Source organism: Paenibacillus sp. MER TA 81-3 (genome assembly GCF_023713585.1).
GTDB classification, from domain to species: Bacteria; Bacillota; Bacilli; order Paenibacillales; family Paenibacillaceae; genus Paenibacillus_B; species Paenibacillus_B profundus.
In genome coordinates this window covers 43,920-70,876 of record NZ_JAMAWB010000022.1, presented here as the reverse complement: position 1 = coordinate 70,876, position 26,957 = coordinate 43,920, and the positions used below count along the sequence as shown (strand labels likewise).

The window sequence follows — 26,957 nt, the reverse complement described above, 5'->3', positions numbered from 1 at the left end:
ATAATGCAGCGCAACTCAACCATACTAAGAACAATGAGGAAGGAGTGATGGACATGGTGATATCGGATGATAAGCCATCGACATGCTACATCCGACTAAGAAAGCAGTCCAAGGTTCCGCCGGGACAACCCGTCCGGTTGGGGGACGTAGCGGAAGTGATCGTAGATTCGTCTTGGGAGGCGAAGCTGAAGCAGCTAGTGCTGTTGAATCCGAAGCCTAAGGACGGCAATATTCTCCTCGTCGACATGATGGCCATCGTCAGGGCCATCAAAGCGGTAGCTCCCGCTCTTGGCATCGAATGCTTCGGACAGCCGCATACACTTGTGGAGATTGTTAAGCAGGCGAAGCGGCCGAATCCGTTTTTTATTGCAATCGTGTGGCTGCTCTTATTCTTCGGTTCCGGGCTGGCCATTATGAATTTTCATGCCGATGTCAGCATGCTGCAAGTCCACCATAGGATTATAGAACTGCTTACCGGACGCAAAGAAGCGAGTTCCTTCTGGTTTCAGGCATGCTATTCCATCGGAATCGGGCTGGGGATGGTCATCTTCTTCAACCACATCTTCCGCAAAAAATTCAATGAGGAACCGACGCCACTGGAAGTGGAAATGTATCTGTATCAGGAAAACTTGAATCAATATATTGTGACGGAAGAGTACCAGCGGCTGCGAGAGGCGGATGAGAAGCGTGAGTAATGCTCTAGTGAACGTATTCATCCAAATATTCGCCGCATTTCTCGGCTTGGCGGGCGGCATCGCGGTAGGTGGCGGCATGGTGGCTTTATTTGTCGTACTGGACATGCTGCCGAGGCTTGCGCAGATAACAAATTCCTTTCATCGCGTGCATTGGTTCGAAGCTGCGATCATTACCGGAGCGCTGTTCTTCACCGTTATCGATCTGTGGAGCATCAAGCTTCGTTATGCCGGCTGGTTGTCACCGGTGATAGGTCTGTTGGACGGTGTATTCATAGGCTTGCTGGCCGCTGCTTTGACCGAAGTGCTCAATGTGCTCCCAATATTGGCGAAGCGCCTTGGGATGTCCGGTATTCTAACGTTTTTATTAACCGCCATGGTCCTCGGCAAAATTATAGGCTCATGGTTTGATTGCTTTATTTACCCTCATTAGCTTGGCTAGAGTCTACAATGCGCGCGAAGGCAGAAGGAGGAAGAACGATGACAGAGCAAGTGACGGAGCCGTCCCATCCAGAAGGCAGCATGCCGCCCCCTGGCCAGCCTCAAGACGAGCAGCAGGATGTGGAGAAGAAGCAGCATGAAGTATCCAATACGGTAGAAGAATCGATTAAATATTGGCAGGATGATGATGCAATCCCCAAGAAGATGGAGATGATCAGACATACGTTGCAAAATGTGGTCGGTCTGGAGGAATCCTTTGATGTTCTGCTCCGGGAGATGACATTCGGCGGCCGACGAGTAGGGCTGTTCTATCTCAACGGATTTGCCAAGGATGAAGTAATGACGATGATTCTGGCGCGATTATCGTTCCTGAACAAATTATCCATCACCTCGAATGCGTTAAAAGCATTTTTTGAGTGCTACATCCCGCACATTCAAGTTGAAAAAATAGATAAAATGAGTGAAGCAATCAACAAAGTTTTGGCGGGCAGCAGCGTTTTCTTCATCGAACATGAAACGACAGCGCTGATGGTCGATGTGAAGTCGTTCCCGACTCGAGGCTTGGAAGAGCCATCACTGGAAAAAGTAGTCCGCGGTTCGCGGGACGGCTTTACCGAAACCTTGCTCACGAACGTCACCTTGGTCCGAAGACGGCTGCGTGATCCTGGACTGAAGTATGAGATGGTGCAGGTAGGGCGCCGAACAAGGACGGATGTGTGTATTGCGTATATCGATGATATCGCTGATAAACGTCAAGTGGAAGCGGTGCGCAAAAAGATAAAAGCGGTTAATATCGATGGCTTGCCGCTTGCTGATAAGCAGCTGGAGGAAGTCATTATCAATAAAGGCTGGAATCCGTATCCGTTGGTCCGTTATTCGGAGCGTCCGGACGTCGTCGCCGCACATCTGCTGGACGGCAACATCGTTATTTTCGTGGATACATCACCTTCCGTCATTATTTTGCCGACGACGTTTTTTGACTTGTGCCAGCACGCAGAGGAGAATCGGCAGACGGCCTTCATGGGCACCTATTTGCGAAGCGTGAGGTTTATCGGCATTTTTGCTTCACTGTTCTTGCTGCCCTTATGGCTGCTGCTTGTTATCGAGCCGGGCTTGAAGCCGGCAGCGCTGCAGATTATCGGTCCGATGGAAACGGGGAAAATCCCGTTAATCGTTCAGTTCCTGCTAGCCGAGCTCGGGGTGGACCTCATGCGGATGGCCGCCGTGCATACGCCTTCGCCGCTTGCCATTGCGCTTGGCTTGCTGGCGGCCATTCTCGTCGGGGATATCGCGGTCAAAGCAGGGGTATTCGTCAATGAGGTCATTCTCTATATGGCTATTGCGGCTGTCGGCATGTTCGCCACGCCGAGCTATGAATTGTCACTTGCGAACCGCATCGTGCGCCTGTTCCTATTGGTGGCGGTGGCGCTATTCAAAGTACCAGGGTTGGTCATTGGCACAACGATATGGGTAGTGTACCTGGCCGTTAATCGCTCGTACAACTCGTCCTATCTATGGCCGTTTATTCCGTTTAACGCCAATGCGCTATTCAACATCCTCGTGCGCCAGCCCGTTCTCTACATGAAGCAGCGTCCGAGCTTTAACAAAACGCGGGATAATACAAAAATGCCGCCGGATACAACGCCGTAGTAACTGATTTCCAGTGGTGGATGTGACGTAAATGCACAATTTGGTGCAAGTTTCGGACATGAATCGTGAGCATCTTTAAGCATCAGCAACGTTTGGGCTCCCGCAGGAGCCTGATTTGTTATGATCATTCAACACAATGCGGAATGAAGGCTTGGTAACTCTTGTTCACATTGGATTTTGTACAGTGAAAAAGCTCCTGAATTACTTTATTGGTTAGTTTCATTGGATTTCATCCAATGGTTTGACACTCCTAAGCAGCAAATGCAGAAAAACAGCCGGATCCACTGTACAAAATGCAGTCAACTTGTCGTTTACCCGCCTAACCGAAACATTACACTACATATTTTCCAATAGAACTCACCCAGCTGATAGATAGTGTATCCCTGGCGAAAAAACCGAATTGCACATATACTTCACTTAAGCATTAAAGCCCTGGAGAAATAAACTGTACCCTGTAGAGTAGACACTTTAAAAAAGTCTCTCTATAGGGTATTTTTTGTTTAACGAAATAAATGGGACAGGGTGAACGTAATGAGTAAAAAGACATTTTCAGAGAAAGAAATCGAAAAGCTTTCCCAAAATCCTTATGTTAAGTCAGTGACATCCAGAGGAATCACCTATACTGACGAATTCAAACAACTCTTTATTGCATCCAATCAAAAAGGCAAGTTGCCGAGAGAAATATTTGAAGAATGCGGGTTTGACGTCAATGTGATTGGACTGAAAAGGGTACAATCCTCGGGCAAAAGATGGCGTGCGTGCTACAGGGAGAGCGGTGTCCTGGGTCTGCAAGATGCAAGAGGCCAATCATCAGGAAGGCCATCCTCAAGGGAACTGACACTGGAGGAGAAGAATGCCAGGCTCGAAGCGCAAAACACCTTATTGAAAGCGGAGAACGAGCTATTAAAAAAGATCCGTTTTGCGGGATGGGGGTTGAAAGACAAGTAGAATTGCCGCCTTGTAAGAAATATATCCTAATCCGCACTGTTATCAAGAAATATCACCTTCACCGGATGTTGAACTACTTATGTAAGATAGCCGGGATCTCTAGAAGCGGCTATTACAGGTACTGGTCTTCCGCATCCGTGAAGATGCGGAACCAAAGAGAACAGAAAGATGAACAAGTAAAAGAAATTATACTAAATGCCTTCCATTTCAAAAGACGCAAGAAAGGAGCCCGTTCCATAAAGATGACACTGGAGGGGCAGTTTCAGATTGTCTACAATTTGAAACGGATCAGGAGAATTATGAAGAAATACGACATTATGTGTCCTTTCCGCAAGGCAAACCCCTATAAACGGATGATGAAGGCAACACAGGAGCACCGCGTTGTGCCTAACCTGTTGAACAGGGAGTTTAAGCAGGACATCCCCGGTAAGGTATTACTGACGGATATCACCTATTTATATTACGGCACAGGCAGGAAAGCCTATTTGTCAACGATCAAGGACAGTTCAACCAATGAAATCGTGGCTTATCATGTGTCGGATCGAATCACCATGGACCTTGCGACAGAGACCCTTCTGAACCTGAAGAAAAATCGAAGGTTTAAAAAGGCGGAAGGTGCCTTTATTCATTCTGATCAAGGGACCCATTACACACATCCTGATTTTCAAAAGCTGGTTAAGCAAATGGGTTTGGGGCAATCGATGTCCAGACGGGGGAACTGTTGGGATAACGCACCCCAAGAATCCTTTTTCGGCCATTTCAAAGATGAGGCCTCCATCAAACCCTGCACTACTATGGAAGAGCTTAGACGAGAGATTAAGGACTATATGACCTACTACAACCACTACAGATATCAATGGAACTTAAAGAAGATGACCCCCATTCAATACAGGGATCATCTTCTCAGGGCAGCGTAGCCTTTTTTACATTTGTCCTTTACAAAGGGTACAGTTTAAAAATCCAAGGCTTTTTTATATTGATGAGAAAGCATAAATTGGGGGTCTGCGAAAAATTTCTTGAAGTAGGGGGTGGGCGAGAAAAATATGTCGGCTAATGGATGTGTAACTAAATAGTTCTGCTGTACCCTTATGTCCACTCTCCTAGAGAGTCAGATGGCGTAAGGCAAGAGTTGTCGAAGTGCTCTTTTGTTCACTATCCCCATTATTCAGACTATGCAAAGTAACAACTTAAGTACTGAAGATTGATTGAGCTTTACCTACTAATGATTCAAAGGAGTTCTTGTTCTTCTGAATCAAGGGGTTAGTGGGCAAAAGGACTTTTTGGAACCCTTTTCGTAGAGGAGAGAACGGTTTTCATACATTGTTGGAGCATACCGAAAGTAGAGAAAGTAGAGAAAGTAGAGAAATTCACTTGCAAATGGTGTCTGGGCAGTCTGAGCGTGATTTTCTGTTCGTATTTTCCAAAGCTATTTCATTACAGTTGTATTTTCCTTATATTCGAGTGTTTTTGCTCGTGTATGTCCTGTTTTGGTTGTATGCATACTATGTAAAATGAATATTGCCTATAAATTGCACTGACAGAAAGAATGCTTCATAAAATGAATGCAAATCGCAGCCTGAACGGAGTGAACCATGTCAGGGACATAATGCAAACCTTGAGCCAAAAAATCCATTCTTCAATGACAAGCTTAGCTGATATACTCGATGTAATATTTTTCATGATGCAATATAATGGATTCAGACAGCGTGGATAGATTAGGGAATGGGGAGAAAAGATGATGTACTTACATGGAACCAGTAAAATCAATGCCAACGGACATTTGGAAATCGGCGGTTGTGATGCTGCTGAATTGAAGGCTCAATTCGGCACTCCGTTATATATAGTAGATGAACATCTCGTGCGTGAACGGTGCCGGGAGTATATGGAGGCGTTTCGCGCCTCTGGATTGACATTTCAGGTTGCCTTTGCGAGCAAGGCGTTCTGTGTGATGGCGATGTGCCGGATCGTGGATGAAGAAGGCTTGTCGCTTGACGTCGTATCTGAAGGGGAGCTATACACGGCGCTGCAAGCCGGATTTCCGGCTGAGCGCATTCATTTCCACGGCAACAACAAGACGCCAGACGAGATCGCAATGGCACTGGATGCCCGTATCGGCTGCTTCGTCATTGACAATTTTACCGAGCTGCATCTGCTCAATGCCATGGCAAAAGAACGCAAACAGACCGTCTCCGTGCTGCTCCGCGTCACGCCAGGGGTAGAGGCACATACGCATGAGTATATTTCCACAGGCCAGATTGATTCCAAGTTCGGCTTCGATATCGGGAACGGAACGGCGCTCGAAGCCGTACAAGCGGCTGCGGATGCCGAAGGTTTGGAGCTGCTCGGCATTCATTCGCATATCGGTTCGCAAATTTTTGAAACGGAAGGCTTCCAGCTGGCGGTGGAGCGCGTAGCGCAATTCGCCCGTCAAGTGAAGGACGTAGCGGGCGTGGCGTTCCAAGTCGTTAATCTGGGCGGAGGCTTCGGAATACGGTATGTGGAAGGCGATACACCGCTTGCAGTAAGCGAATATGTGCGTTCGATTATGGAAGCTGTGAAGAGCTGCTTTGCGGGAATCGGCGATCGTCTGCCGGAAATCTGGGTAGAGCCGGGCCGAAGCATCATTGGTGAAGCGGGAACGACATTATACACGATCGGGTCCGTCAAGGACATTCCAGGCGTTCGCAAGTACGTGGCGGTAGATGGCGGTATGACGGACAATCCGCGCCCGGCATTGTATGAATCCCGCTATGAAGCGATGGTGGCGAACCGGGGAAATGAGGAAGCTTCAGAAGTGGTCTCGATTGCAGGAAAATGCTGCGAGAGCGGTGACATGCTCATTTGGGACGTCGCTTTGCCTAAAGTAAACCAAGGCGATCTGTTGGCTGTGTCCTGCACTGGAGCGTACAATTACTCGATGGCCAGCAACTATAACCGCATCCCGCGTCCCGCTGTCGTCTTCGTTCAAGACGGCGAAGCCGACATTGTCGTACGCCGTGAGTCTCATCGTGACATCGTCATGAATGATTGCATTCCGGCACGCCTGAACAAGCAAGCGGTTCTGAAATAAAGCGAGGAAAGATTGACGGTACCCTGAGTTTCGCTGCGTAGGGTTGGGCAGCGGGTCTCGGGGTCTGTTTGTGCTTGCGTATCTGTTTTCTTTTTACGCTGATTTATCGTATAATCGTGAGGGTAGTTCTAACACAACGCATATTGAAGGGAGTTCATACATATGAGCAAATACGCACAGATTGAAATGGAAAAAGGCGGAGTCGTCAAAGTTTTACTTCACGATCAAGAGGCGCCGGGCACAGTTGCCAACTTTGAGAAGCTGGCAAGCGAAGGTTTCTACAACGGGTTAACATTCCATCGCGTCATCTCGGGCTTCGTAGCACAAGGCGGCTGCCCGAACGGAACAGGCACAGGCGGTCCTGGCTACACGATCAAATGCGAAACCCAAGGCAACCCGCACAAGCATGAACGCGGCGTTCTGGCGATGGCGCATGCCGGCAAAGATACAGGCGGCTCGCAGTTCTACATTACGTATGCGGCATTCCCTCACTTGGATGGCGTGCACACTGTGTTCGGTAAAATTGTAGAAGGCATGGATGTCGTCGATGAAATCAAGCAAGGCGACAAAATGAAAGAAGTAAAAGTGACGGAAGAAGCGTAATCTTAACCCCTGTCATCCTCGCGATGGCAGGGGTTTTTACTGTTTCCAGTTTACTGCATAATGTTAACCTCTTGACCGTTCCATACCACCTTGACCTGAATGGCTTCTTCAAAGGCTCGAACAGGTATGTACGTACGTCCATTGATTAATTTTCCGCCTAATATTCGGGTTCCATTGACTGCTGCTTCCTTGCCGTTCCAAGTTACCCGGGCTCCTAATTGCTCACTGATGGCACGCAACGGGGCATACGTAATGCTTCCCTCCAGAAATCCTTCATAGAACGCTTGATTGTTAAGACGGATGGGTACTGTTTTGCATTCTTTTTTATTTTCACTTCGTGTGTGCTCGGAAAAATAATTCGATAAATAGTGCCCCGGATCGATGTGATGACCGAATCCAAAGCTCGGGAAGGCTTTACTGCGCACTTCAAAGTGCAGATGCGAGCCCGTAGAGCGCCCCGTCGTTCCTTGCTTGCCAAGCTCATGGCCTTCTTTAACAATTTGCCCGACTGTGACACTTATGCTATCCAGATGAGCATAGCATTGCAGATGTCCATTGCTATCCTTGATAGCGACGACATTGCCGAAGCCGCCAAAGCCGCTTCCTGCAGCACCCATGCTGGCATGAACGACTTCGCCAGCTGCAAAAGCATGTATGGGAGCCTGATGTAATTTGACTACATCCACGCCGGTATGACATACTTTCTTCCCGTTGAATGGATCGTTCCTCCAGCCATATGGACTGGTGACGCGAACAAAGCCATATTTACTCCAATCAAATGTATTCATTTAAAATCCTCCTCGTTCAAAATAAAAGAAGCCGCCCCATAATGGGACGACTTCAACTTCAATACATCAATTACAGGATGTAGTAATACGCTCCAGCGACTCCATTCACATTTATTCGTCCGTGAAGGTCGGTTGCATTTTTCTTCCGGATTCTTGCAATTGCACGTAAATCATCCTTATCGATTACCCTTGGGTACAAATAAGCCTGTAAATCTGGAATGCTTATCGACAGATGTGCAGGTGCATCGGCAACTTGTCGAATGTCAATTGTTGCATGAATCTGAGAAATCCGCTTTATCTCGATGAACGACTCCATATACTCGTGATGCTTCACATAAATCGTTGAATTCAAGGAGTGCCCATATTTCACATCCAAGGAAGATGCAAGATTAGGCTTAGAAACATAGATGAACGACTCTTTGTCATCGTAATGCGGAATCTCAATTCGCCCTGCAACATCGTCTTCTTTATATGCTCTTACTATAAAAATTCCGCCCAAGTCGGGTTGATTGACAGTCAAAAACGCTTTACGATCTTCGTATTTCTCTTTTTGTACGGTCAGCGAAGCGTCTAAGTCATTGGACGCTCTTCTGTATTTGGAAACTTCGAGACGCGAATGCAGATGAGGAACCGATACATAGATATGGCCGGGGCGACTCGTGCATTCTATCTTGGCTACCGTCATGATACTTGGCAGACTGATGTTCGGATCGACTGTTAGGACTGCATGCTTTTCCGGAGTGTTGATCTGAACGATTGAATCAAGATCTTCTACACCGTAATCAGGAACGCTGATGCTGCCGTATAACACGTCTTCTTTTCTTATGCCAACTGTCATGTTGGATATCATGTTCGCACGACTGACGGCAATGGTTCCCGTTTTATCGATAGGCACAGGCACTTCTGGCCGATGAATATATATAGTAGCCTCTTTGGAATCCTCGCCTCGGTCACTATGCACGGTAAGCGAAGCCGAACGCTCGGAATTGCCAACGCCATAAATAAACATGGTTGCTTCAGTCGCGCTTCTGCCGACGCTGTAAATCAGATTTGATATATATTTTACTTCTAAAAGTGGCGGCTTGCTTGATTCCCGAGTATAGAAATAAACGGGGTAATCGTTAAAAGATTTGAACAGAAACCCATAATTCACCAAGCTGCCAGTCTGCCATCGCTTCATGATGTCCAGCACATCGAATTCAATGTAACGTTTTTGCCGATTGATTGTATATTCACTTGACAGGAGCTCAGCGGAGCGGGGTTTATTGGCGTGTGTAACTCCAAGCTCCTCCCAGAATCGATGCGGCTGGTGCAGCTCAATGTTAGTGCCGTCCGGTAATGATCCGGTATAATATATTTTCAATTTTGCCTTTTCTAATAGATGCAAATCAGGCATTAACTCTTTCAGACGTCCAAACTTCACAAATGAATCAAAAAACTCTCCGTTATTCGCGCCTATCATCATTTGCTGCGTATCGCCGAAATTAATCGTCTGCAGGTCGGTACGGCTGCGGGTCGTTGCGTCTTCCAGCGAAGGGAACCCTGTTTCAATCCTTGGAGCTTCTAACAATTCGAATTTGCCGAACATTTGATTATGCGGTCTAACCTCAAGCGAAGCCGGCAAATATTCGGCTGCTATCGCTTGGATGCTGGAAGGCAAATCTCCGTTGCCGCGATACATGACTTCCAAGCGGGAGGACAAATCATATGCTCTCTCGACTTTTACAGATAGGCTCGCATCAAGGTCTTCCCGAACTCGGGTCGCGACCACAAAGGTTGATTTTACATCATCGCTGCCTGAACCGTAGAGAAAAAACTTGCCTTTTAGTTTGTTTTCCGCTTTTTTAACGTAAAAGGGGGAGCTTATATCATTACATTCATTCAATGTTATTCACATCCGATCTCATTGTATTGAGATTATACCCGATCCGCTTTTGCGCGGATTTCAAATTGACCATTCACCGTTGGCTCGGCTTCTATTACAGTAGCAATGCGGACGTAAAATTCAACCGTATCATCCTGCTGAAAGATCTGGCTGAAGAGCAGCTTATCCTGGGCGATAAATGGCTTATTGGATCGTGACAACTCAATGGTAACGCCTTGGGGCAGAGAGTCTTTGGCCACCTCCAGTGTAAGATTCGTGATTTCATATCCCAACTGGTTTTTTACAACCACTTTCTGATCCACGGTCGTTTGACCCGCGATGATGATTCCGAAGTCCAGGTATTTCAATATCCCGCCGAACGTGTCCGAGTAATAGTTTCCGGTCTTGTCCATGAACATCAAGCCGGAATAGGTGCCGATAAACTTCGTTTCCCATTGATCGGTCTGCCCCCAGTAATCTTGGAACTCGACCGTCAGCTTGTTTTCCTGATTGAACAGAATCTCTCTTTCGGAAATGTAAAGATTGATATCCAACGGAGAAGAAGCCAAGCGCGTGAACTCGCCATTGTCTGGATAATACGGCTTCTCGTTCAGCAGCACCCGATACTGGACTTTACCTTTATCTGCGTCATCCAGCTCGCCAGTCAGCTTATTTCCGGTTAGTTGTAGATGAATCGTCGCTGTCGTATTGAGTAAATGAAAGGTCATGTCTTCGAATTTCACATCATCAAGAGCAGATTTCACAATTAACTGCGAATTATCAAGCTTAACTTCTTCCTCGCGGTGTATGCTGTCATCCAAGTAATAGCCAATTCGAATCTGCTTGCCTTTGTCCAAGAAATGCTTCTCATTCACTTGAGCAAGGGTTTTGAAGCTCATTCCCTGTTCTCGGACTTTCACCATATCGGCAGCATTCACTGTTTTCCATTTGCCGTTTTTGAAAGCTTCCCATGTAGCGCCTTTATCGAACGACACGATAAACTTGCAGGTACCGTCATAGGCGTTCACTTCGGCAGGGAGTTTATTGGCAACAATAGAGATTAGGTTGCCGTGCAAGTCAAAATCGGATGGCTGTACGATAAGCTGCTCAATAGGCAAAGCAGTCATGTCGATGCGTAAGGGGATGTCCATGTATGTCTCGGTAAAAGGCTTGGCTTTGTTGCCCTCTGGCACGTATGTAACGATCTCGATAGTGGGGGAGAGTTGGGCCAGTTCTTGCCACGCTTCCGGTGGAATGATAGATAGCTCGGTCATTCCGTGTTCATCGAAGTCTTGTTGAGTAAGAGTAGTATTATTTATCAATTCCCATCCTTTACCCAATTCACCAGAATACATTTTTAGTTCGTTAATGACTGTATATCCTGTATTCCCATTGTTAGCAGTCCAATTCAATCGATACATTTTATAGGCTTTTGGGTTTATGATGTAGTAATCTTTATCTGTGTTGACGGTAGTCCAAGTTTGATTTTTTTGTGCATCTAAAATGTCCCACTTTTGACCGTCATTACTTCCCTCGAAAGTCCAGTCTCTGGGAAGTCTATCGAATTTGTCCCCATAACTCATACTTCTAATTGAATATTTCAATATCAAATTGGCTTCGCTAAACTCATAGCCTAAATATCCAACGCCTCCACTCCCTGATTGAGAACAATATCCCTCACTATCAACTATTTGATTAAATCCATACCATGCATCATATCCAGTACTCCAAACGTCTCTCGCAAATGCTCTTCCAATAGGAGCAGTATTTGAGTTCATTTTAGGAATTGCTGTTGTAGTGTCAATTCTTTTCGCATGATATTTTCTATATTCATTGTTGCTCAATTGAATTAGACTTTTATTTTTAATTGCATGTTCAACATACCATTCATTGAAAGCCACATAATTTCCTGTCGGAGCAATTTTATATTTTCCTGATTCCAAGTTAGGCAATAATAAATACCAATCAGACGAATTCGTTGTATTATAAACTCCAACTTCTTCATACTTTTGACCATTCCATTTTTCTAACTTAATTTGTTTTCCTGCACTACCTCCACTATCAGAGTAACCACCACTATTTGTCCATATGTTACATAATTTATTGACTGTGCTAAACTCTATGTAGGAATCTTGTCTTAATATAACAGCATTGTAACCACCTTGTTTCGTTACTATACCGTCAAATAAAGTTGCAACATCTTCTTTGCCACCATACTGTTTGTCAATATAAGCAATATTATATGCATCAATTATTTCAATTTTACCCTCATCACCTAAATTCGGTACATTCGGCTTTGCACTTCCTGCCACAAAATCATCTCCTTTCAATAGATATGCAAACAAAAGAGACAGCCCTCTAGTGACTGCCTCACTTCATATTTACAATTCCTTTTGATAAATCTACTTTTGCGCTATAAAAATCGCCATCTTCAATCTTTTCTTTAAATATTGGCTTCAGTTCTTCTTGCACTTCCGTTTCTTCTTCCATTGTCCACGTAACTAATTCAAAATCACCATCAAGCTCATCCCATGGGGAATAGTTATGATTTATCTCTAGCTCAGCTTCGGTCTTATCTGGATCATCTGTGTAATAGAGAACATCGAAGCTATTGCCAACTTCGTCATAAAACGTAAATGGTTCAGTTTCTAATGTGATAATGGATTCTTCTTGTGTAGGATTATCAGTATATTCAATGATTTTGATTGTTTGACCATCAAACTCTTCAGCAAGGGTAAAGGGTTCAGTTTCGATATTGAATGATACTTTTGTTTTGTTTAGAGCGTCTGTGTAGTAGCAAAGTTCAACGTCACCCTTTAGTTCTGCCCATGCAGATTCGGGAATAGTTGAGATGTCGTCAATATTCATGCCATGTAATAAGTAATCTTCTTCAGTTGGAACAGAGTTTTCTAAAAGTCTCCATGATATACCATCATATTTGTAATAACTACTATTATTTTTAATCAATATCTTTTTTTCATAAAGCAGCTCATAAAATGCTAACTCATATATCCCCCAAGAATTGTCTCCATACCTAGATTTAACCCTTATTCTAAATTGCATATATGGTTTTATTACTTCTGGCAAGTAAAATTCTTCAACTTTATTAGGTGTAATAACGAAATCATTTACTTCATGAAGTACATCATAAGTTGCAAACTTATCATTGCTCCCATGTATTTCCCATGATTTCACACTATGATATGTCTTGTCTAAAATAATTGAATATTTCTTTACAAGGTGCTTAGTTGGAAACGATAAACCTAAGTGATCAGGGAAAGGAGGATAAAAAATTGAACTTCTATACCCCGTATTAGGGTTTCCGTCAAACGCACGGAAGGATGCGGAATCGTTTGTTTGTGCTTTTATTATTGAGACGCCATCAATGACCTCATTATTCTGACTAAATTTAGGTGTAATATTAACATATTTCATTTCATCACTCCTTTCTAAATAAAAGCATCATTCAATAGACACTTTCTTGATTGGAATTTTTGACGTGTCGATTTTTTGTCTGAATACTTTTCCTGAGCCAAGTGCCGTATTCGTATACTTCACATAATTTAATGAACTAATCAATTCGTTCATATCTAAAGATACATTCTTCTCAACACCATATATACTAAACGCTTCTTCTGAGGGATTCTCTAACAAAGTTAAAGATGAATTAATGATCTGTAGAAATTCAATCTCAGAAATATAAACCCATGATGCGTTCCCATTATTAGCAAGAATGTATATACGATATGACAGATATTGATCCTTATTATCGATATCAAATGTCCTCTTTTCGAGTGAACTCCAATCCACTTCATTCTCTCTCGTGTCGAGAGTAATCCAACTAGTGTTATCATTTGACGCTTCTAATCTCCAAGACTTAGGAGCAGCGTAAAGCATGCTAGTACTTTGTGGAAATTGTATCGTATATCTATTTACTATTTGAGCTGTTGAAAATGTATATCCAATATACTGATTTGTAATATTGCTATGTGCAGGTGACCATATACCAGAAGTGCTTTTATTGAAAACTTGATAAGGATAGTTAGCAAGATAATTAGTGCTATAAATAACAGTTCCACTTGGTGTTGTATTTGACGTCATCTTTGGGACAAGATCAACAATTTTTGTAGGGTTTGGACTATAAATTTTGTTAGTTGAAGAAATCAAGAATCTACGGATAGGGCTGTATAGTCTCTCATTCCCTTTTTTATTTTCATCCCATGTAACTAATGTCATTTTTCAAACCTCCTTACATAAAAAAATTTAGTCTACAAAAGTGTAATTTTATTCAATTCATATTTCTTCAAATCAATCTCATGCTCGAATGTTTTTCCTTCGTTCAGATTACTTTCTCTATTAGAGATTAACTGTACTTGATCATAATCACTTTTAAGAGTTTGTTGAGTTATTTTGTTCATTCCATACGCCGTAAAATACTTTTCATTTATTGATGGAATCTGTGAGACCGTATTCGAACCACTATACATCTTTAATTCATTGATACCTGTATATCCTGTATATCCATTGTTGGCAGTCCAATTCAAACGATACATTTTATAAGATTTCGGATTGGTGATGTAGTAATCTTTGTCTGTGTTTGTAGCAGTCCAAGTTTGATTTTTCTGTGTATCTAAAACAAACCACTTATCTCCATTAAAACTTCCTTCAAAAGTCCAATCTTTTGGCATAGTATGAAGGACAGCAGATGAATTCATGCTTCGTAATGTATATTTATAAATAGGAATGTCATGAGTAAATTCATATCCTAGAAAACCAACTCCAGCACTACCATTTTGGGAGCAATATCCATCATTATCATCGATTTGATTAAATGCTTTCCAAGCATCATACGGAGCTGAGTAGATGTCTTTTGCAAATGCTCGTCCAGATGGTGTTGTATTTGAAGTCATTTGAGGAATGGCAGTTGCAGTAGCAATTTGATTTTCAAGTGAGAGATACTGGTTATTAACTGACTGAATTAGGTACTTATGTTCTATAGGGTTATATGGTTTCAGTTGTCCATTTTCGTCTATATCAATCGCGTCAAAATTAAAGTCATTTTCCCATCCTCCTTGGTTGATTTTTGTTATTTCAACTGAGTGCTCTTTGAATTTCAATCCTTCTACAATAAAAAAGACTGCTTGATTATAAGTCCCGTTACTCACTTGACTAGTTTCGTAAATTATTTCATCAATTTTAATCTCTATATTATTCGAATAAGAAGAATATAGAGAGCTAATTAATATTAATTTGCTCCCAATAAAGTTAAACTTGATTTTTGGATTGATGGATGTTCTCGAACATGCTTGACGGGAGCCATTGTAGTACGCACTATTCGAATATCGTTCCCATCCACTTCCCTCATAAATGATCTTTGAATCAGAATCATCATACCTTTTCCAGCCTGATTCTGGTTGAAGCAATACATCTCCAAACTTAGCCATACCTATCACCATCCCATCTAAATAAAATCGTTATTCAATACAAAAAGAAGTAGAACCAGTTCAGTTCTACTTCACATTAATACGGTTAATATCAAAGTATTTTTTGTAATCAACCTTTGCCTTAAACAATTTACCTTCACCTAAACCAGAGGATGTCATAGGAAGAGTAACAATTTGTTCTTTTCTATCCAGAGTAGATAAATCACTAATACCATCATTCATAAAAGTGTCTTTTGAAGGTAAAGTTGTTGAAATTGTTTTCCATGCATTGTCGTAAGTTTTATATTTGTTATAGTGGTGTATAAAAGATGTTGTTGATGAAGGAGCAACAAGTAATACTGGTCGAAAACCGTTGCCAACACGCGCCTCAAATGTTTCTGACAAAATTGCATTATCACTATAATATCCTACTGGTTGGCCAGATTCTTCTCCTCTTCTTACTCTTCTGCTAACAACAGTTTGAGTGGAACTTGTCCATGATGCTGTGGAAGATTTCCAATGCCAGACGTTATCATCTCCGGGCGTGATTACACCATTCAAGTTATCATCCACAACGTATTTATCCCATTCATTATCTTTATCATTGGCATTAATACCACCTGTTAGGAGCCGAAGAGTCGATGTCAACTGATGATTTGTCCTAATAAGCTCAATTTCTCCAATCCCTGATGACCAACCAGAACCAAGATAATTATCTTTGATTAAAATTGAGAAATATCTAGCACCTGCCTTTGTTTTGAAAAAATGTTTTAGGCCATTATCTGGCAATGAATCACTTATAATAATATTCCAGTTCGTGTTATCGTTTGACCAGCTAAATTCAAATCTTTTACAACGATAACCAGATGAGTACAATAAATTGGTTAGCGCTAATCCATCTATCTTTTCTTCTTTCCCCAAATCAATAATTATTCTTGTTATTTTTCCTTTATCCCCATCAGATTGCAAAAAACCGTCAGTGTGGCTATCATTGCCATCAACCACTTTAGATACTACAAAGTTTTGAAAGTGGTTAGTGTCAGCTTCGACATGTTTTTTTAAGGCGATATTCTCATAATTCAATTCAATCGGCAACCCACTGCCACTAGCTATTCCAGCACTATCTAATGTATCCCATGAAATAGAATGTTGTATGTTTCTGTCAGCGATTAATTTCCATCTTCCAAGCTGATCCTTGTCAACACAAATAAAATAAAAATCACCATCTGGCGTTGCAGATGATGTTATAGGTGAAATGAAATCTGATGTTTCTTTTCCTAGTCCTGAAAGCGTGCCATAGGTATTATTAAGTGCTTTATAGTGACAACGTATCTTTTTCCCAACTTTCAATCGTCCAATACTTTTAACCTCTTCTATCACTCTTAATCACCTTCTTTCTACTCTTTATATTCAAATACTGGACGGAAACCAACTGAAATATCAGCTTGAGAAGATGGGCCGAAAGATAATCTTTCTGGACTTGTCATATCTACCCCGTAGCCTCGTCTAATCCTATTTGTGTTAGTTGCTGTTGTGGCTCTATATATCAATCCATTAACAGGTGTTTCTTGACACCATGAAAACATTTTATTCCAATGCCATACTGCATCATCTCCAGCAGTAATAGTGCCATTGAGAGAGCTTTTAACAATATATTTATCCCATTCATTATTAGAAGGCCATCCACCGTACCCTTGATCGGTTAATGATGTATTCCCGTTAACATCTGCGTAAGCAACACCGCCTGTAGGAGAACGAACAATGCCCTGTACATTAGAAATTGTGATAGTAGTTCCTTCTATATTCTTCAGACTATTTAAGTAGTCCCAAGACCATTGATTCCTAAGAATTCTGTCTGAAATCAGTAAGCCTTTATCTACCTTTATTCCGTACCAAAATTTTCCTTCCGAGGTTTGCCCGCTTGGAATACCTTCCAAGGGACATTCGACATAGCCTGTAGTATTTGTACCAAATTCATAATAGTCATTATTATGGTAGCTCCAAACTATATAATCTCCAACCTTCATATCCTGCACTCTTTCTCTCAGTTGTCCCTTAGTCGCTGGAACTGGCATAACTACACCTCCACTTGTAACGAATCAATTTTCTTCATTTTACTATTCGGAATTTTCTTCCTCAAAACCACACCTTCATCTTTCCACGATTCATCCTTCGCATACTTATAGCGATAATGCTTCTTTAGCTCAAGAACGCCGTTGTCCGAATTTACGAATTCATTGGCATATTTCCCTGCATCCGTGAACTCATCCACTGTAAAGGTTGCGCCAATGAGTGGGGGAATAATCTCGACTTTTACTTTTGCGTATTTGGCGGCAGGGGAGTGGATACTGCCATCGGCATTATCTATTTCTGTGTATTCCGTCCATGTCGTGCCATCCTCTGAGGATTTAGTATAGATTTTATAGGTTGCATCGCCTTTCACTTCAATATTTTTAGCGATCCGTTTGAAGGAAGTGATTTTGTCTTGGATGAGAAAAAGCTGCGATTCCCAAGAGCCAAAAGGGGCATAGACGATGTTGCCTTTGTCGTCTTTTTTGATTTCAGCTAATTGCAGCTTTCCATCTTTGACGATTGTGTTGTTGAATGTTCCGGTTTCGAACTTAATAGGTAAGCCTATCTCTTGTGTAGCCATTGCCATGTCACCTCACTATCTAATTTCCCAATTCATCATTCCTGCATGCTGCGCTTTGAGCGGAGCATGAATCTCATCCACAATCATTCCGTTGCGGCGTATAATCAGTTTTCCATCAAGATCTTTATCGGAAGTAATTTTAATGGCCAGAAAAGAAGCTTCGTTGTAGGGGATAGACATTAGGCACTGGAAGTTAATGTTGACATCCAGCAGGGCCATGTTTTTTTTGTAGCCCACATTATATTGCACAATTTTATCGCTAAAGCGTCCTTGCTTAGCGCCAGCCAACAGTAAATTCACATCGGATACAGCGTCTTTGTAGGTGATGATGTCGTTATATAGAAAGGCTCTTCCGGTCAGGGGATACTCATGCTGTTTGGTCTGGTAAGATACCATGAGCCGATGGTTATTCATTGTAAAAACTCCGTTGCCAACATCGAAGTATACTTGTGAGCCGTGGCCGATTAAGCCGAATCTCGTTAATTTGTGTTTATCTATGTGATAAAAGCTGTTCGCTTTTTTAGTATCGAAGTCATATTCGGACAAATAGGTGCCGTCATAATATTCCGCAATCCAGATGAAGCTCTGATGGGGAACCGGCGAACGATTGTATCGGTTATGAAAAATCATAGTAAACCTCCCATTGTATTGTGAGCATGAAAAAAGGCGAGACTGCGGTCAGCCTCGCCTTGAAAGGAAGCGTTCGTTACACGTAGCGGTACGAAACGCGAATTTTGAAGTCTTGTCTTCCGCTCGAAGCATCCATTGGTATTTCTGCCTGCAGCGAGAAGGTGACATAGTTGCCTGCCGCATCCAGCGGATTGCCATTATTATTAACGCCGAGTATTTCCTGTGCTGCCGGAGTCAGTGGCAACGTCAGTTCTTTTCCGGCATGGTCCTTGGTTGTGCTCCCGGTCGTTCCAATAGGCTTGGATAGGGTTTTGCCGATTAGAGAAGAGGGATCTGCAATATCTGTTTCACCCAAAGAATCTACTTGCGCGTGAAACCAGTTGCCACTTACAACTTGTGTTTCTAGACCGCCTTCCATTTCACGCGTTGTGATGGTGCAATCCTCCATTTTAGAAACGTCCGTTTTACCATTTTTATTGTTCCAAATATTGAATGTAACAAGCGGGCTACTATCTCCGGCATCGATAACACCGAAGTCATAGGGGGCAGTTACCTCTGCCGAATGCGTGCTGTTAAGCCAAGAAATAATAGGTTGTGTCATATAAATTCCTCTTTTCATTTTTTATTTTTATAAATAAATAGCGCATAAATTTGTACATTGCTTACATTGTTCATTCGCTGCCGTATTGATCGGTTGTATGCTCTGTGTTCCCCCACACGAGTTCCTTGGCGCTTCCGCCGAACGAATCGATAGTATGCGGGGCAGAGGAGTCGTGATGTTCGAGCACAAGCACGTTCATGTGCTTGTCCATATGGATTCCACCTAGCTTGGCGACTACAGGAACGCCTGCGCTTTCTAATGCTCCATTCAAGGGAGCGATTAGATTGGAAGTGAAGTACTCCTTCTTGGTTTCATATTTGCCTTCAGGAATCGTTATCTCACATTCCACTTCATCCACTTTAAAGGATAGGCGGTTATTGGTTTTGTCGATGACGATGGGCTGTGCTTGAAGCGGTGCCGATCCCCATACTTGCGTACCTTGCTTGCTCATTTTTTCCCTCCTTATTGCCGATTGGCGTCCCTAGATTAGATGCGCACGACCATTTCGACCGTCACATTTTGAATGTTCCCGCCTTGCTTGACTACGTTCAGCCGGAACATATCGCCCGCATTGACATTGCTGCTGCTTACTGTCGACGTCCGGTCATCAAAAAACTCATGCGGTTTAAAGCTGAGTTTGTTGGATAGAATGCTGCTCCATTTCACTAAATCGGCTGTTTTCTCAATTTGTATTTCCGTGCCGGAATCGCCTGGAACGCCACAAATCGCCTCGACGGATACAATCTCGCCCTTGAAAGGGAACTTGGCAATGACGCTTTGCACGCCTTGAAAGAGGTAGGAAGGCAAGCAAAATACGATGACGCGGTCTTTCACGTCCAGGGGGATGCTCTTCAGCTTCACATGTTCGGCGATCGACATTAGCCCGTCCGCATGTTCGCTTACGACTTGAATGTTCTGGCCGAAAATATCGATCGGAATCCAGCTCTTGCCGTCAAAGCGGTATCTCATGCCGTCTTTATAGGTCTGAACCGTCCAGCCTACTTGTGGATATGGATATGTATTCGTTAGTTCCTTCATATCCGCTACCGGAGGCTTAAATACAAGCGTCGTCGTGTTATAGGCATGCAAGGCCTTCTCGGTGGCCAGCTTTGCGTCATCAGCAGCCTGATTCGCATTATCGGACGCCATGTTGGCAGCATGAGTGGCTTCCTCAGCGTTCTTGATTACTTGCTTCAAGTCGACAATCGCCGTATTGGTCTCCTGCAAGCGGTGGAGCATCTCGTCAATGATATCCTGCAAGGTCTGCACGACGTCGGGACTCCGGCTGACCATGGCATAGATGCGTGAAGCGGGGTAGAGGATGAACCCTTTCCCTTTGTACTTGCACAGCAACGTTTTCCCTTCGTGGGCGGGATGGAATTGCATGATGCCGTTGGAGTAGTTGACGAGAAATTCGTCAGGCGCGAGTGCGCTTCGATTCGTGAACCGCTCTTGGTCGATTTCGGTGAAGCCCTCAATCATGACTTTGTGCCCGTGTGACGGGATCTCAAGCAAAGTAATCTGATTGTTGATGATAGGCAAGGAGTCCATCCGGTCTTTATAAGGATCGTCCGGGGAGCCGCTGCGCCATATCGTGGTGACGGGATCGTTCAGTTCCAGGTGCGTTTTTATCTCTGGCATATTATCACCTCCTTAGCCGATGAATACATTGCTGCTTCCATCTTTGATTGTTGTAGAGACTCCTGCATGAGTGGAAACTGTGCTGCCTGTTACAGCAATTGGGCTGCCGTTAACAAATACGCTTTTGGAATTCCCAATTGTAATGCTTCCGGCTCCTCCTCCATCAGAGTGCTCTAAATCCCACCCGCTTGGAATGGAGTATGTTTCTGTTTCCGCCGTGGAATCACCTTGTCTAGCGACACCCATCCCGTTGACGAAAACATTTGATGAACCGCCATTTACAGCTCCGTTGATAGTAGCGTCAATACTATCATATTGATAATACCCTTCCGTCCACCCTTGGCATACTCCATCTATCCATCCGCCCGAGCATCGACGAGGGTGCCAATATTTAATCCTAATGTGGTTACTTGCTGCAGTTGAAGCAATGCTGGCCCCGTAATACGCGACTCCAGCCATACGTTTCACCACCTCCCAATTCCCAAGTGCTTAATTAAGTCTTATTTCTGAACCGGTCATAATGATCTTGCCTGTTGCATTCAGCACAATATCACCGTTGCTTTGCAGTTCCACCTTGCTTCCATTTTGGTTAACCATCCGGATGTTCGTTCCTTCTTTATTAATTTCAAATTGAGTGCCGTTGTGGTGCTTCACCTGCAAGCCATCTGATTCCACCTTGAATGTGCTGCCTTGAACATAATTGGTGATGCCTGAGTCTGCTAATGAAATTCTGACTTCTCGACCTGAGTTATTCGTGAAATAGATAAAATCGAGGGTTGTGTTCTTCTTCTCTATGAAGCCGATGCCCGATTTCTCGGGAATTGCGTTATCGCCGACGCCCATTCGAATTCTTGGGTAGGAGTCGATGCCCGTATTCTCAAAGCTCAACTCCATTTTTGTTAGTTTATTGTATTCAGGAACCATAGCCGGCAGATTCGAAATCCCGTCGATGCTTGCTTCGGTGGTCAGTCTTTTACTTGTGCCCTGTTCATAATAAAGGAGCTTGCCATCCGCCGTTTTCGCCTGAACTTCCGAACCTTTGCGCAGGCCAGTTATCCATTTCGCGGATTTTTCCGAGATATCGATATAATCTACGGTAACGCCGTAAGGATTGGCAGTATCTTTCGTTACGAGACGAGTCACAGTTAGATCGTTAATGACGCCATAATTTGCATTTAAATAATCGGCATCGATATTTTTGGCGCTTATCTGTCCGGCAATGAGTTGAAACGCATCTAAATCGAGGAAGCCTTTGTCAGTATCGATAAGCACTTGACCCGCATCCCCGGTTAGAGTCGCTTTGCGCGCTTTCAGATTCCCGTCCAGATCCACGCTGAACGGTGCCTTGTCGAACTGGTCGTGCCCCGCCCATATTCCTTCGTCCGGGAACACCTTGAATACTTCATTGCCTTGACCGATCTTCAAGCTGGAGCCTTCGATATGCCCGTCCTTGAACAAGGAATTTTTAATTTCCGCATCATCGGCGAACAGCTTGTTCATCCACACATTGCCGAAGTAATCGGCATGGAAGGGGGCATCAGCCCAGCGTGAATTGCCCAGAGCCAAGCCATCCTTGTTGATGGTAAAGACGCGATCGCCTTCGCCGGCTTGGAAATTGCCCTTCATATACAGGTCGCCATCGGACGAGGTGTAGAAGGTCTTGTCGAAAGTGCCGTTGCGGCTGCGCTCGATGACGAATCCATCCTCGCTGTTGACCGTGGTGCGGTTCACAATGGTGTTGTCGGCACACTCGGAGGAACGGTAACGGTTTACGACCATGCCGAACTTATCCGGTTTTGTGTCATACAAGCCAAGCCGCATCACTTCGCGTTCGCACCGATCAGATACTGTCAGCTTCGGACCTTCAATCGTAAACAGGCCATCGGGGTCGCCCACGACGACACGTTGTCCCAAAATGATTTTGCCGAGCACCTGCTCCGCGATGAGGCCGTCAGGCGTAATGGCCGTCTCGTAGCGGAGTCCGCCGCTGCGCGTCAGCCCGAGCGCGCCGTGCGTCGCCCGCAGGAAACGCTGGGAATCATGCGGGTCGATGATTGTGATACCTTTGCGATCGATCGTGACGTATTCGTTGGACGCCATGTTGATATTGTTCGTCACTTTATTCCAGAAATGCTCGAACAGCTTGCTCATTTCTGAAGTATCCACCACCGCCTTGCCCCATTTATGCTTGTTGCTGTCCACGGTAACGGAGGTGTTTTTGCTGTCATAAATAAATTTCTCCAGCTTCTTCCGGTCATTCGTCAAGTCCTTGGCGTTGCTGATCGTAAGCTGGATGCTCGAATTTTCGTAATCATAGCGGATTTCGGAAATTCGCGCTTCTATTTTGATGTTCAGCAGTTCGTAAGCAATCCGAACATAGTCACCGATGCCCAGCTTGTCCCAATTCCGCTGCTCTTCCACGATATCGAGAAAATGAATGATGTCGATGCTGAACTGGGTTTGCGGGAGCTGCAGTTCTTTGAACTTGCTCTCGGCCGCCTGATAGAGGTCTTCTTCCTCGACATATTTGTCGTCCGCAAACTCTTTTTCAATGACGTAGTAATTCAGCTCCAGCAGTTGATCGTCGGTAAAGTTGCGCGCGGGGGAGAAGTCCTGCTGCAATTCGGCAATCGCCTGCTGCACTTGCTCTAATTCATGCGTCAGATTCGCCAGCTCGATTTCGACGGCTTTCATCTGCATGTGCTTGTGATCCAGACTGAACTTGTCGATAAGCTCCTGCTCGTTGTTGCCCGCTTCGAATTCCTCCAGCGAAATATTGGCCACCTGCAAAAACACGTCAACATTCGATCCGCCGCGCACTTCCACGGCAACGTTCTCCGCCCGCTGCACCTTGCCGAGCAGCACCCACGCGCCCGATTGGACGGGCTTGGCGGCTCCATTAAGCGTAACCTGGACGCCAGCGGCAGAGCTTACTTTGCATAGCACCGCGTAAGGATAGATGTCCTTCACGGGGAAGCTGCGCGAGCTAGTGGAATCGTGAATATATGTCTCGAAAAACATTTTGCCGTCGAACTGCTGCGCAAGCATCGTGTTGGTGATGACGGCTTCGTTATTTTTCAGCTTGTGCAGCTCGACTTCCTTCTGTGTCAGGCTCTCTTCCAAGCGCTTCCGGGCGGCGAGCTGCTTGGCGAATTCCTCTTCTCTGGCCTCGATCCGTTCTTCGTAGTCAAGCAGGGCATGGCAGAGCGAATCGCTCATATAGTCGCTTGAGCGGATGACCGTGTTGCTCGCGTCCCGTTCAAATGGATACATGAAGTAGCTAAAATTCTCGATGTAATTTTGCCCGGTTGGGTTCACTTTGTGGATGCTCAGTCCATCCTGGCCAAATGCTTTCAGGCGGGTTACCATTTCGTCCGCTCTGGACTCCTTGCCGAGCGACTTCAAATATTTGCCGTACGAAAATCGCAGCCCTTTGTTCACGCCGAACCATTCGGGCTTCATCATGGATACGGTCCGCCGGTTCGTATCCCACTGCACAACGGCATTGTACGTCTCTGCAACCTGATAGACGGCATCCAGCACCGTCGTATTGCCGAAATCGAACGCGCGATAAGTAAGCTTGAAGTCCGCATCCAAATAATCGATGGTCCAAACCGTATTGAACAGCACGTCGCGCAGCACTTGCTCGGCATGGACCGATTCCACGGCGTAATCGCGAATCAGCTTGTCGCGCAGCTCATAAGGAAGGGCATAGCCATGTATTTCTTTGTAAGCAGTCTCGCCGTCGCCGTTCTCGTTCGTTGAATCAATCATATAGCGCTCTGTATGTTCGCCCAACACGACTTGGACATGATAGCGTTCCTTCAGCAGGGCGATATTTTTGTTGTTCGCGAGCCTATGATTGATGTCGATTCGATAGGGGAGCTTGAACGAGAGTTCATTGACGGACGACAACAGGATGGATTGATTAATATCGTAGGCCTCGCTCAGCTTGCTTATCGTCTCTCCGTTCGGCTTCACCAAGAACAGCTGCGGTTTGATCGGTTTTTTCAAGAAATCAATATCTCCTAACATCGGCTCACCTCCTTATTGAATGCGTTGGAATTGATATCGGAATTGGAAGTTGGCGTTCCCGCGGATTTTAAGCACATTTTTGCCGGGCGGAAGGTCCAAATAGTTGTCATTGAAGCTGCCGTACCGATAGGTGGCGGCCAAGCTCGTCTCGATATGCTCCTGCTCGCTGTTGACATATACCGTTTCCTGATCAAGCAAATCCGCAAAGCGGAACTCGGCGTTGCCTTGCGACGTGTTGACCACGGCAAATTCGCCTTGTCCTTGCTTGGTTATCCATATCTCCGGCTTGCAATTCAGATCGCCTTTGTTGTCGAATACGGCAACAGGCTCGAAATGCAGGGAGAGTTCGCGGAAGGCAGGGGAGACCGAGTATCGATCAGACTCCATAATGACCCGAAATCGGAGCAGCGTATCGTGCAGCGGCGTGTCGATCTCGGCGTCCGGAATGCTGCCGCCATTCACGCACGGCTTCCAATCACTCCACGAATATCCTTGATCCGTCGAGAGGGAGGTCTGCACATGGACTTTGCAGTTCGGAGGAGCATCGCTCTTCCACGTCATCTGCGTCAGTGCGCCGTCTCCATACAGGGATATATCTAGTGGGGGAGAAGTGTAGACGCCTAACAGGTTGCTTAAAGAAAGCCAATTTGCCATCGCTCACACCTCTAATCAATTTTCCCAAATGGTCTGAAAAGCGCCGATATTCCGCTTTCCTTCCATCTGGCAATGCGATATCCCAGCCATACCACGGTATTATCGTAGATGCTCGTTCCGCTCGTTAAGGTCCAGGCCGGTTCGGCCGCTCCGGCTTCGCCTTCGGTGATGCACACATAAAAACGGCCGTTGTCAACGGTCGGGAAGACGATATCGTTTTTAAAATACAGCTTGGACCGTTGCCAGGTGGAAGCGCCGCGCGTGTCTTGGACTTCCCGATCCGCAGCGGTCGGAAAGACGGGCTCCATCACGCCGGAATGGCCTGCTTGAATGCACGTGTATACATGGCCGTTGTCTTCAGGCGGAATGATATAGTCTCCGTTGCGATAGGAAGTCAGTGCTTCCCATTGAGGAGCAGTCCGTCCCGTACGTGTATTGACCCAGCCGGCATACTCGCCAATGGCGGGCTTCGAATTCCATATGATATCGTTCTGATCCCATAAGCCCTCTACAGGAGGGGACAAGGCATAATCTTTAGATACCTTATCCAAGGTCGAGAAGTTCTCGCCGAGCTCTTGAATCGTTTGATAGATCTCATCCGTGTACTCCGGGATGTGCAGCTTCAGTTTTTTCGTTAGTTGTGACATGTTGTGCTCCTTTCTTATGTAATATCCGGCCAGGCTGCGCCGGAATAGTCGCTCCATCGCGGCACCTTGGAGTCCAGCACGAGCTGCCCGGAGGCATCTTCGGCCAGGCCTGGCTTCGTGCCTGCGGAGAAATCGCTGATGCGATGGTCGAGACGGGTATCTTGCCATTCATACCAGGGGGATGAATAGACAGGGGAGTAAGAATAGGGCGAATCGCAGCGGAACGTGAGATTGACATAGCCTTGCGACAGCGCGTTATGAACCAGTGTAGGCTCATCGACTGCCAGGGCATAGAAGATGCGTTCGGGATCGCTGGAGAAGATCAGCTCCTTGTAATAATCCTGTTCCGTCAGCCATCTGGCAATCTCGCGGATTTGCCGCGTATCCCACGTCTGTTCAAAGGCGAATGACACTTGAAATTTAAGCGGGTCTTTCGCAATGCCTTGGAAATAAGGCTTGCTGCGTCCGCCGATGCTGACCTCTTGCAGCGTGCGCGGGGCCGCGAAAGGTTCTTCCAGCAAACCCGAGTTAATGTTTACATTCACGATTCCGTAATCGCTGCATTTGATCCCGGCATAGGAGAAGGATTCGGAAGATCTGATTGTCAATGGATGTCA

General features: G+C 45.0%; 24 protein-coding genes. 6 read left to right on the top strand and 18 right to left on the bottom strand.

The annotated features are described in order from the left end of the window. Window positions 1-53: 53 nt before the first annotated feature. From M3650_RS25065 to M3650_RS25040, 6 genes are all read left to right on the top strand, one after another. Window positions 54-695: a stage V sporulation protein AA gene (locus tag M3650_RS25065; RefSeq protein ID WP_019422853.1), complete on the top strand. Its 642-nt coding sequence runs from the start codon at window positions 54-56 to the stop codon at window positions 693-695. Next, window positions 679-1,125 (top strand): stage V sporulation protein AB, encoded by a 447-nt coding sequence (locus tag M3650_RS25060; RefSeq protein WP_251578773.1) that lies wholly within the window; start codon window positions 679-681, stop codon window positions 1,123-1,125. Before M3650_RS25065 ends, M3650_RS25060 begins: the two co-directional genes overlap by 17 nt. Window positions 1,126-1,172: 47 nt before the next feature. Continuing rightward, on the top strand, window positions 1,173-2,783 hold the full coding sequence (locus M3650_RS25055; RefSeq protein ID WP_483311787.1) for a spore germination protein: 1,611 nt from the start codon (window positions 1,173-1,175) through the stop codon (window positions 2,781-2,783). 531 nt (window positions 2,784-3,314) lie between these two features. Further along, a protein-coding gene (locus M3650_RS25050) for an IS3 family transposase (protein WP_251578772.1) occupies window positions 3,315-4,648 on the top strand; the annotation gives its coding sequence in 2 pieces (ribosomal slippage) (window positions 3,315-3,702 and window positions 3,702-4,648; 1,335 coding nt in all). A gap of 821 nt (window positions 4,649-5,469) precedes the next feature. Beyond that, window positions 5,470-6,801 carry a diaminopimelate decarboxylase gene (gene lysA / locus M3650_RS25045; protein ID WP_251578771.1) on the top strand — a complete coding sequence of 444 codons (1,332 nt, stop codon included), beginning with the start codon at window positions 5,470-5,472 and terminating at the stop codon, window positions 6,799-6,801. Between the two features lie 162 nt (window positions 6,802-6,963). Beyond that, window positions 6,964-7,404 (top strand): peptidylprolyl isomerase, encoded by a 441-nt coding sequence (locus M3650_RS25040; protein ID WP_233696564.1) that lies wholly within the window; start codon window positions 6,964-6,966, stop codon window positions 7,402-7,404. 50 nt (window positions 7,405-7,454) lie between these two features. Here the strand turns inward: M3650_RS25040 and M3650_RS32105 are convergent, their stop codons facing one another. The 18 genes from M3650_RS32105 to M3650_RS24945 all read right to left on the bottom strand — a co-directional run bounded on the left by M3650_RS32105 (window position 7,455) and on the right by M3650_RS24945 (window position 26,948). Then, window positions 7,455-8,192, bottom strand: coding sequence for a peptidoglycan DD-metalloendopeptidase family protein (locus M3650_RS32105; protein ID WP_285848657.1), 738 nt, complete (start codon window positions 8,190-8,192; stop codon window positions 7,455-7,457). A gap of 70 nt (window positions 8,193-8,262) precedes the next feature. After that, the gene (locus M3650_RS25025; RefSeq protein ID WP_251578770.1) at window positions 8,263-9,963 is read right to left on the bottom strand and encodes a DNRLRE domain-containing protein; all 1,701 of its coding nucleotides are present in this window, start codon (window positions 9,961-9,963) and stop codon (window positions 8,263-8,265) included. 146 nt (window positions 9,964-10,109) lie between these two features. Further along, window positions 10,110-12,368 (bottom strand): hypothetical protein, encoded by a 2,259-nt coding sequence (locus M3650_RS25020; protein ID WP_251578769.1) that lies wholly within the window; start codon window positions 12,366-12,368, stop codon window positions 10,110-10,112. Between the two features lie 58 nt (window positions 12,369-12,426). Beyond that, on the bottom strand, window positions 12,427-13,491 hold the full coding sequence (locus M3650_RS25015) for a hypothetical protein (protein WP_251578768.1): 1,065 nt from the start codon (window positions 13,489-13,491) through the stop codon (window positions 12,427-12,429). A gap of 27 nt (window positions 13,492-13,518) precedes the next feature. Then, window positions 13,519-14,292 carry a discoidin domain-containing protein gene (locus M3650_RS25010; RefSeq protein ID WP_251578767.1) on the bottom strand — a complete coding sequence of 258 codons (774 nt, stop codon included), beginning with the start codon at window positions 14,290-14,292 and terminating at the stop codon, window positions 13,519-13,521. A gap of 32 nt (window positions 14,293-14,324) precedes the next feature. After that, window positions 14,325-15,500: a hypothetical protein gene (locus M3650_RS25005; RefSeq protein WP_251578765.1), complete on the bottom strand. Its 1,176-nt coding sequence runs from the start codon at window positions 15,498-15,500 to the stop codon at window positions 14,325-14,327. A 66-nt stretch (window positions 15,501-15,566) separates the two neighbouring features. Continuing rightward, window positions 15,567-16,859 (bottom strand): discoidin domain-containing protein, encoded by a 1,293-nt coding sequence (locus tag M3650_RS25000; protein WP_251578764.1) that lies wholly within the window; start codon window positions 16,857-16,859, stop codon window positions 15,567-15,569. Between the two features lie 17 nt (window positions 16,860-16,876). Next, window positions 16,877-17,554 carry a hypothetical protein gene (locus M3650_RS24995; protein ID WP_251578763.1) on the bottom strand — a complete coding sequence of 226 codons (678 nt, stop codon included), beginning with the start codon at window positions 17,552-17,554 and terminating at the stop codon, window positions 16,877-16,879. A 2-nt stretch (window positions 17,555-17,556) separates the two neighbouring features. Then, window positions 17,557-18,138, bottom strand: coding sequence for a hypothetical protein (locus M3650_RS24990; RefSeq protein ID WP_251578762.1), 582 nt, complete (start codon window positions 18,136-18,138; stop codon window positions 17,557-17,559). 9 nt (window positions 18,139-18,147) lie between these two features. After that, complete coding sequence (locus tag M3650_RS24985; RefSeq protein WP_251578761.1) at window positions 18,148-18,762, bottom strand: hypothetical protein; 615 nt, start codon at window positions 18,760-18,762, stop codon at window positions 18,148-18,150. A 76-nt stretch (window positions 18,763-18,838) separates the two neighbouring features. Continuing rightward, window positions 18,839-19,363 (bottom strand): hypothetical protein, encoded by a 525-nt coding sequence (locus M3650_RS24980; RefSeq protein WP_251578760.1) that lies wholly within the window; start codon window positions 19,361-19,363, stop codon window positions 18,839-18,841. 70 nt (window positions 19,364-19,433) lie between these two features. Further along, on the bottom strand, window positions 19,434-19,814 hold the full coding sequence (locus M3650_RS24975) for a hypothetical protein (RefSeq protein WP_251578759.1): 381 nt from the start codon (window positions 19,812-19,814) through the stop codon (window positions 19,434-19,436). Window positions 19,815-19,849: 35 nt separating this feature from the next. Further along, complete coding sequence (locus tag M3650_RS24970) at window positions 19,850-21,004, bottom strand: hypothetical protein (protein ID WP_251578758.1); 1,155 nt, start codon at window positions 21,002-21,004, stop codon at window positions 19,850-19,852. A gap of 12 nt (window positions 21,005-21,016) precedes the next feature. Next, the gene (locus M3650_RS24965) at window positions 21,017-21,463 is read right to left on the bottom strand and encodes a PAAR domain-containing protein (protein WP_251578757.1); all 447 of its coding nucleotides are present in this window, start codon (window positions 21,461-21,463) and stop codon (window positions 21,017-21,019) included. Window positions 21,464-21,493: 30 nt separating this feature from the next. Continuing rightward, window positions 21,494-25,039 (bottom strand): phage tail protein, encoded by a 3,546-nt coding sequence (locus M3650_RS24960; RefSeq protein ID WP_251578756.1) that lies wholly within the window; start codon window positions 25,037-25,039, stop codon window positions 21,494-21,496. Between the two features lie 12 nt (window positions 25,040-25,051). After that, a complete protein-coding gene (locus M3650_RS24955; protein ID WP_251578755.1) occupies window positions 25,052-25,693 on the bottom strand; it encodes a phage tail family protein in 642 nt (213 codons plus the stop codon). A gap of 11 nt (window positions 25,694-25,704) precedes the next feature. Next, the gene (locus M3650_RS24950) at window positions 25,705-26,340 is read right to left on the bottom strand and encodes a hypothetical protein (protein ID WP_251578754.1); all 636 of its coding nucleotides are present in this window, start codon (window positions 26,338-26,340) and stop codon (window positions 25,705-25,707) included. Between the two features lie 14 nt (window positions 26,341-26,354). Further along, entirely contained in the window at window positions 26,355-26,948 is a 594-nt protein-coding gene (locus tag M3650_RS24945; RefSeq protein WP_251578753.1) for a distal tail protein Dit, read from the bottom strand. Window positions 26,949-26,957: the final 9 nt, after the last annotated feature.

Coding starts and splice junctions, on each gene's coding strand:
- M3650_RS25010 (WP_251578767.1), bottom strand. CDS start 14,292: ATGACATTAGTTACATGGGATGAAAATAAAAAAGGGAATGAGAGACTA.
- M3650_RS25060 (WP_251578773.1), top strand. CDS start 679: ATGAGAAGCGTGAGTAATGCTCTAGTGAACGTATTCATCCAAATATTC.
- lysA (WP_251578771.1), top strand. CDS start 5,470: ATGTACTTACATGGAACCAGTAAAATCAATGCCAACGGACATTTGGAA.
- M3650_RS24975 (WP_251578759.1), bottom strand. CDS start 19,814: ATGAGCAAGCAAGGTACGCAAGTATGGGGATCGGCACCGCTTCAAGCA.
- M3650_RS24955 (WP_251578755.1), bottom strand. CDS start 25,693: ATGGCAAATTGGCTTTCTTTAAGCAACCTGTTAGGCGTCTACACTTCT.
- M3650_RS24965 (WP_251578757.1), bottom strand. CDS start 21,463: ATGGCTGGAGTCGCGTATTACGGGGCCAGCATTGCTTCAACTGCAGCA.
- M3650_RS25040 (WP_233696564.1), top strand. CDS start 6,964: ATGAGCAAATACGCACAGATTGAAATGGAAAAAGGCGGAGTCGTCAAA.
- M3650_RS24970 (WP_251578758.1), bottom strand. CDS start 21,004: ATGCCAGAGATAAAAACGCACCTGGAACTGAACGATCCCGTCACCACG.
- M3650_RS32105 (WP_285848657.1), bottom strand. CDS start 8,192: ATGAATACATTTGATTGGAGTAAATATGGCTTTGTTCGCGTCACCAGT.
- M3650_RS24960 (WP_251578756.1), bottom strand. CDS start 25,039: ATGTTAGGAGATATTGATTTCTTGAAAAAACCGATCAAACCGCAGCTG.
- M3650_RS24995 (WP_251578763.1), bottom strand. CDS start 17,554: ATGCCAGTTCCAGCGACTAAGGGACAACTGAGAGAAAGAGTGCAGGAT.
- M3650_RS25055 (WP_483311787.1), top strand. CDS start 1,173: ATGACAGAGCAAGTGACGGAGCCGTCCCATCCAGAAGGCAGCATGCCG.
- M3650_RS24990 (WP_251578762.1), bottom strand. CDS start 18,138: ATGGCAATGGCTACACAAGAGATAGGCTTACCTATTAAGTTCGAAACC.
- M3650_RS24980 (WP_251578760.1), bottom strand. CDS start 19,363: ATGACACAACCTATTATTTCTTGGCTTAACAGCACGCATTCGGCAGAG.
- M3650_RS25065 (WP_019422853.1), top strand. CDS start 54: ATGGTGATATCGGATGATAAGCCATCGACATGCTACATCCGACTAAGA.
- M3650_RS25005 (WP_251578765.1), bottom strand. CDS start 15,500: ATGGCTAAGTTTGGAGATGTATTGCTTCAACCAGAATCAGGCTGGAAA.
- M3650_RS24950 (WP_251578754.1), bottom strand. CDS start 26,340: ATGTCACAACTAACGAAAAAACTGAAGCTGCACATCCCGGAGTACACG.
- M3650_RS24985 (WP_251578761.1), bottom strand. CDS start 18,762: ATGATTTTTCATAACCGATACAATCGTTCGCCGGTTCCCCATCAGAGC.
- M3650_RS25015 (WP_251578768.1), bottom strand. CDS start 13,491: ATGAAATATGTTAATATTACACCTAAATTTAGTCAGAATAATGAGGTC.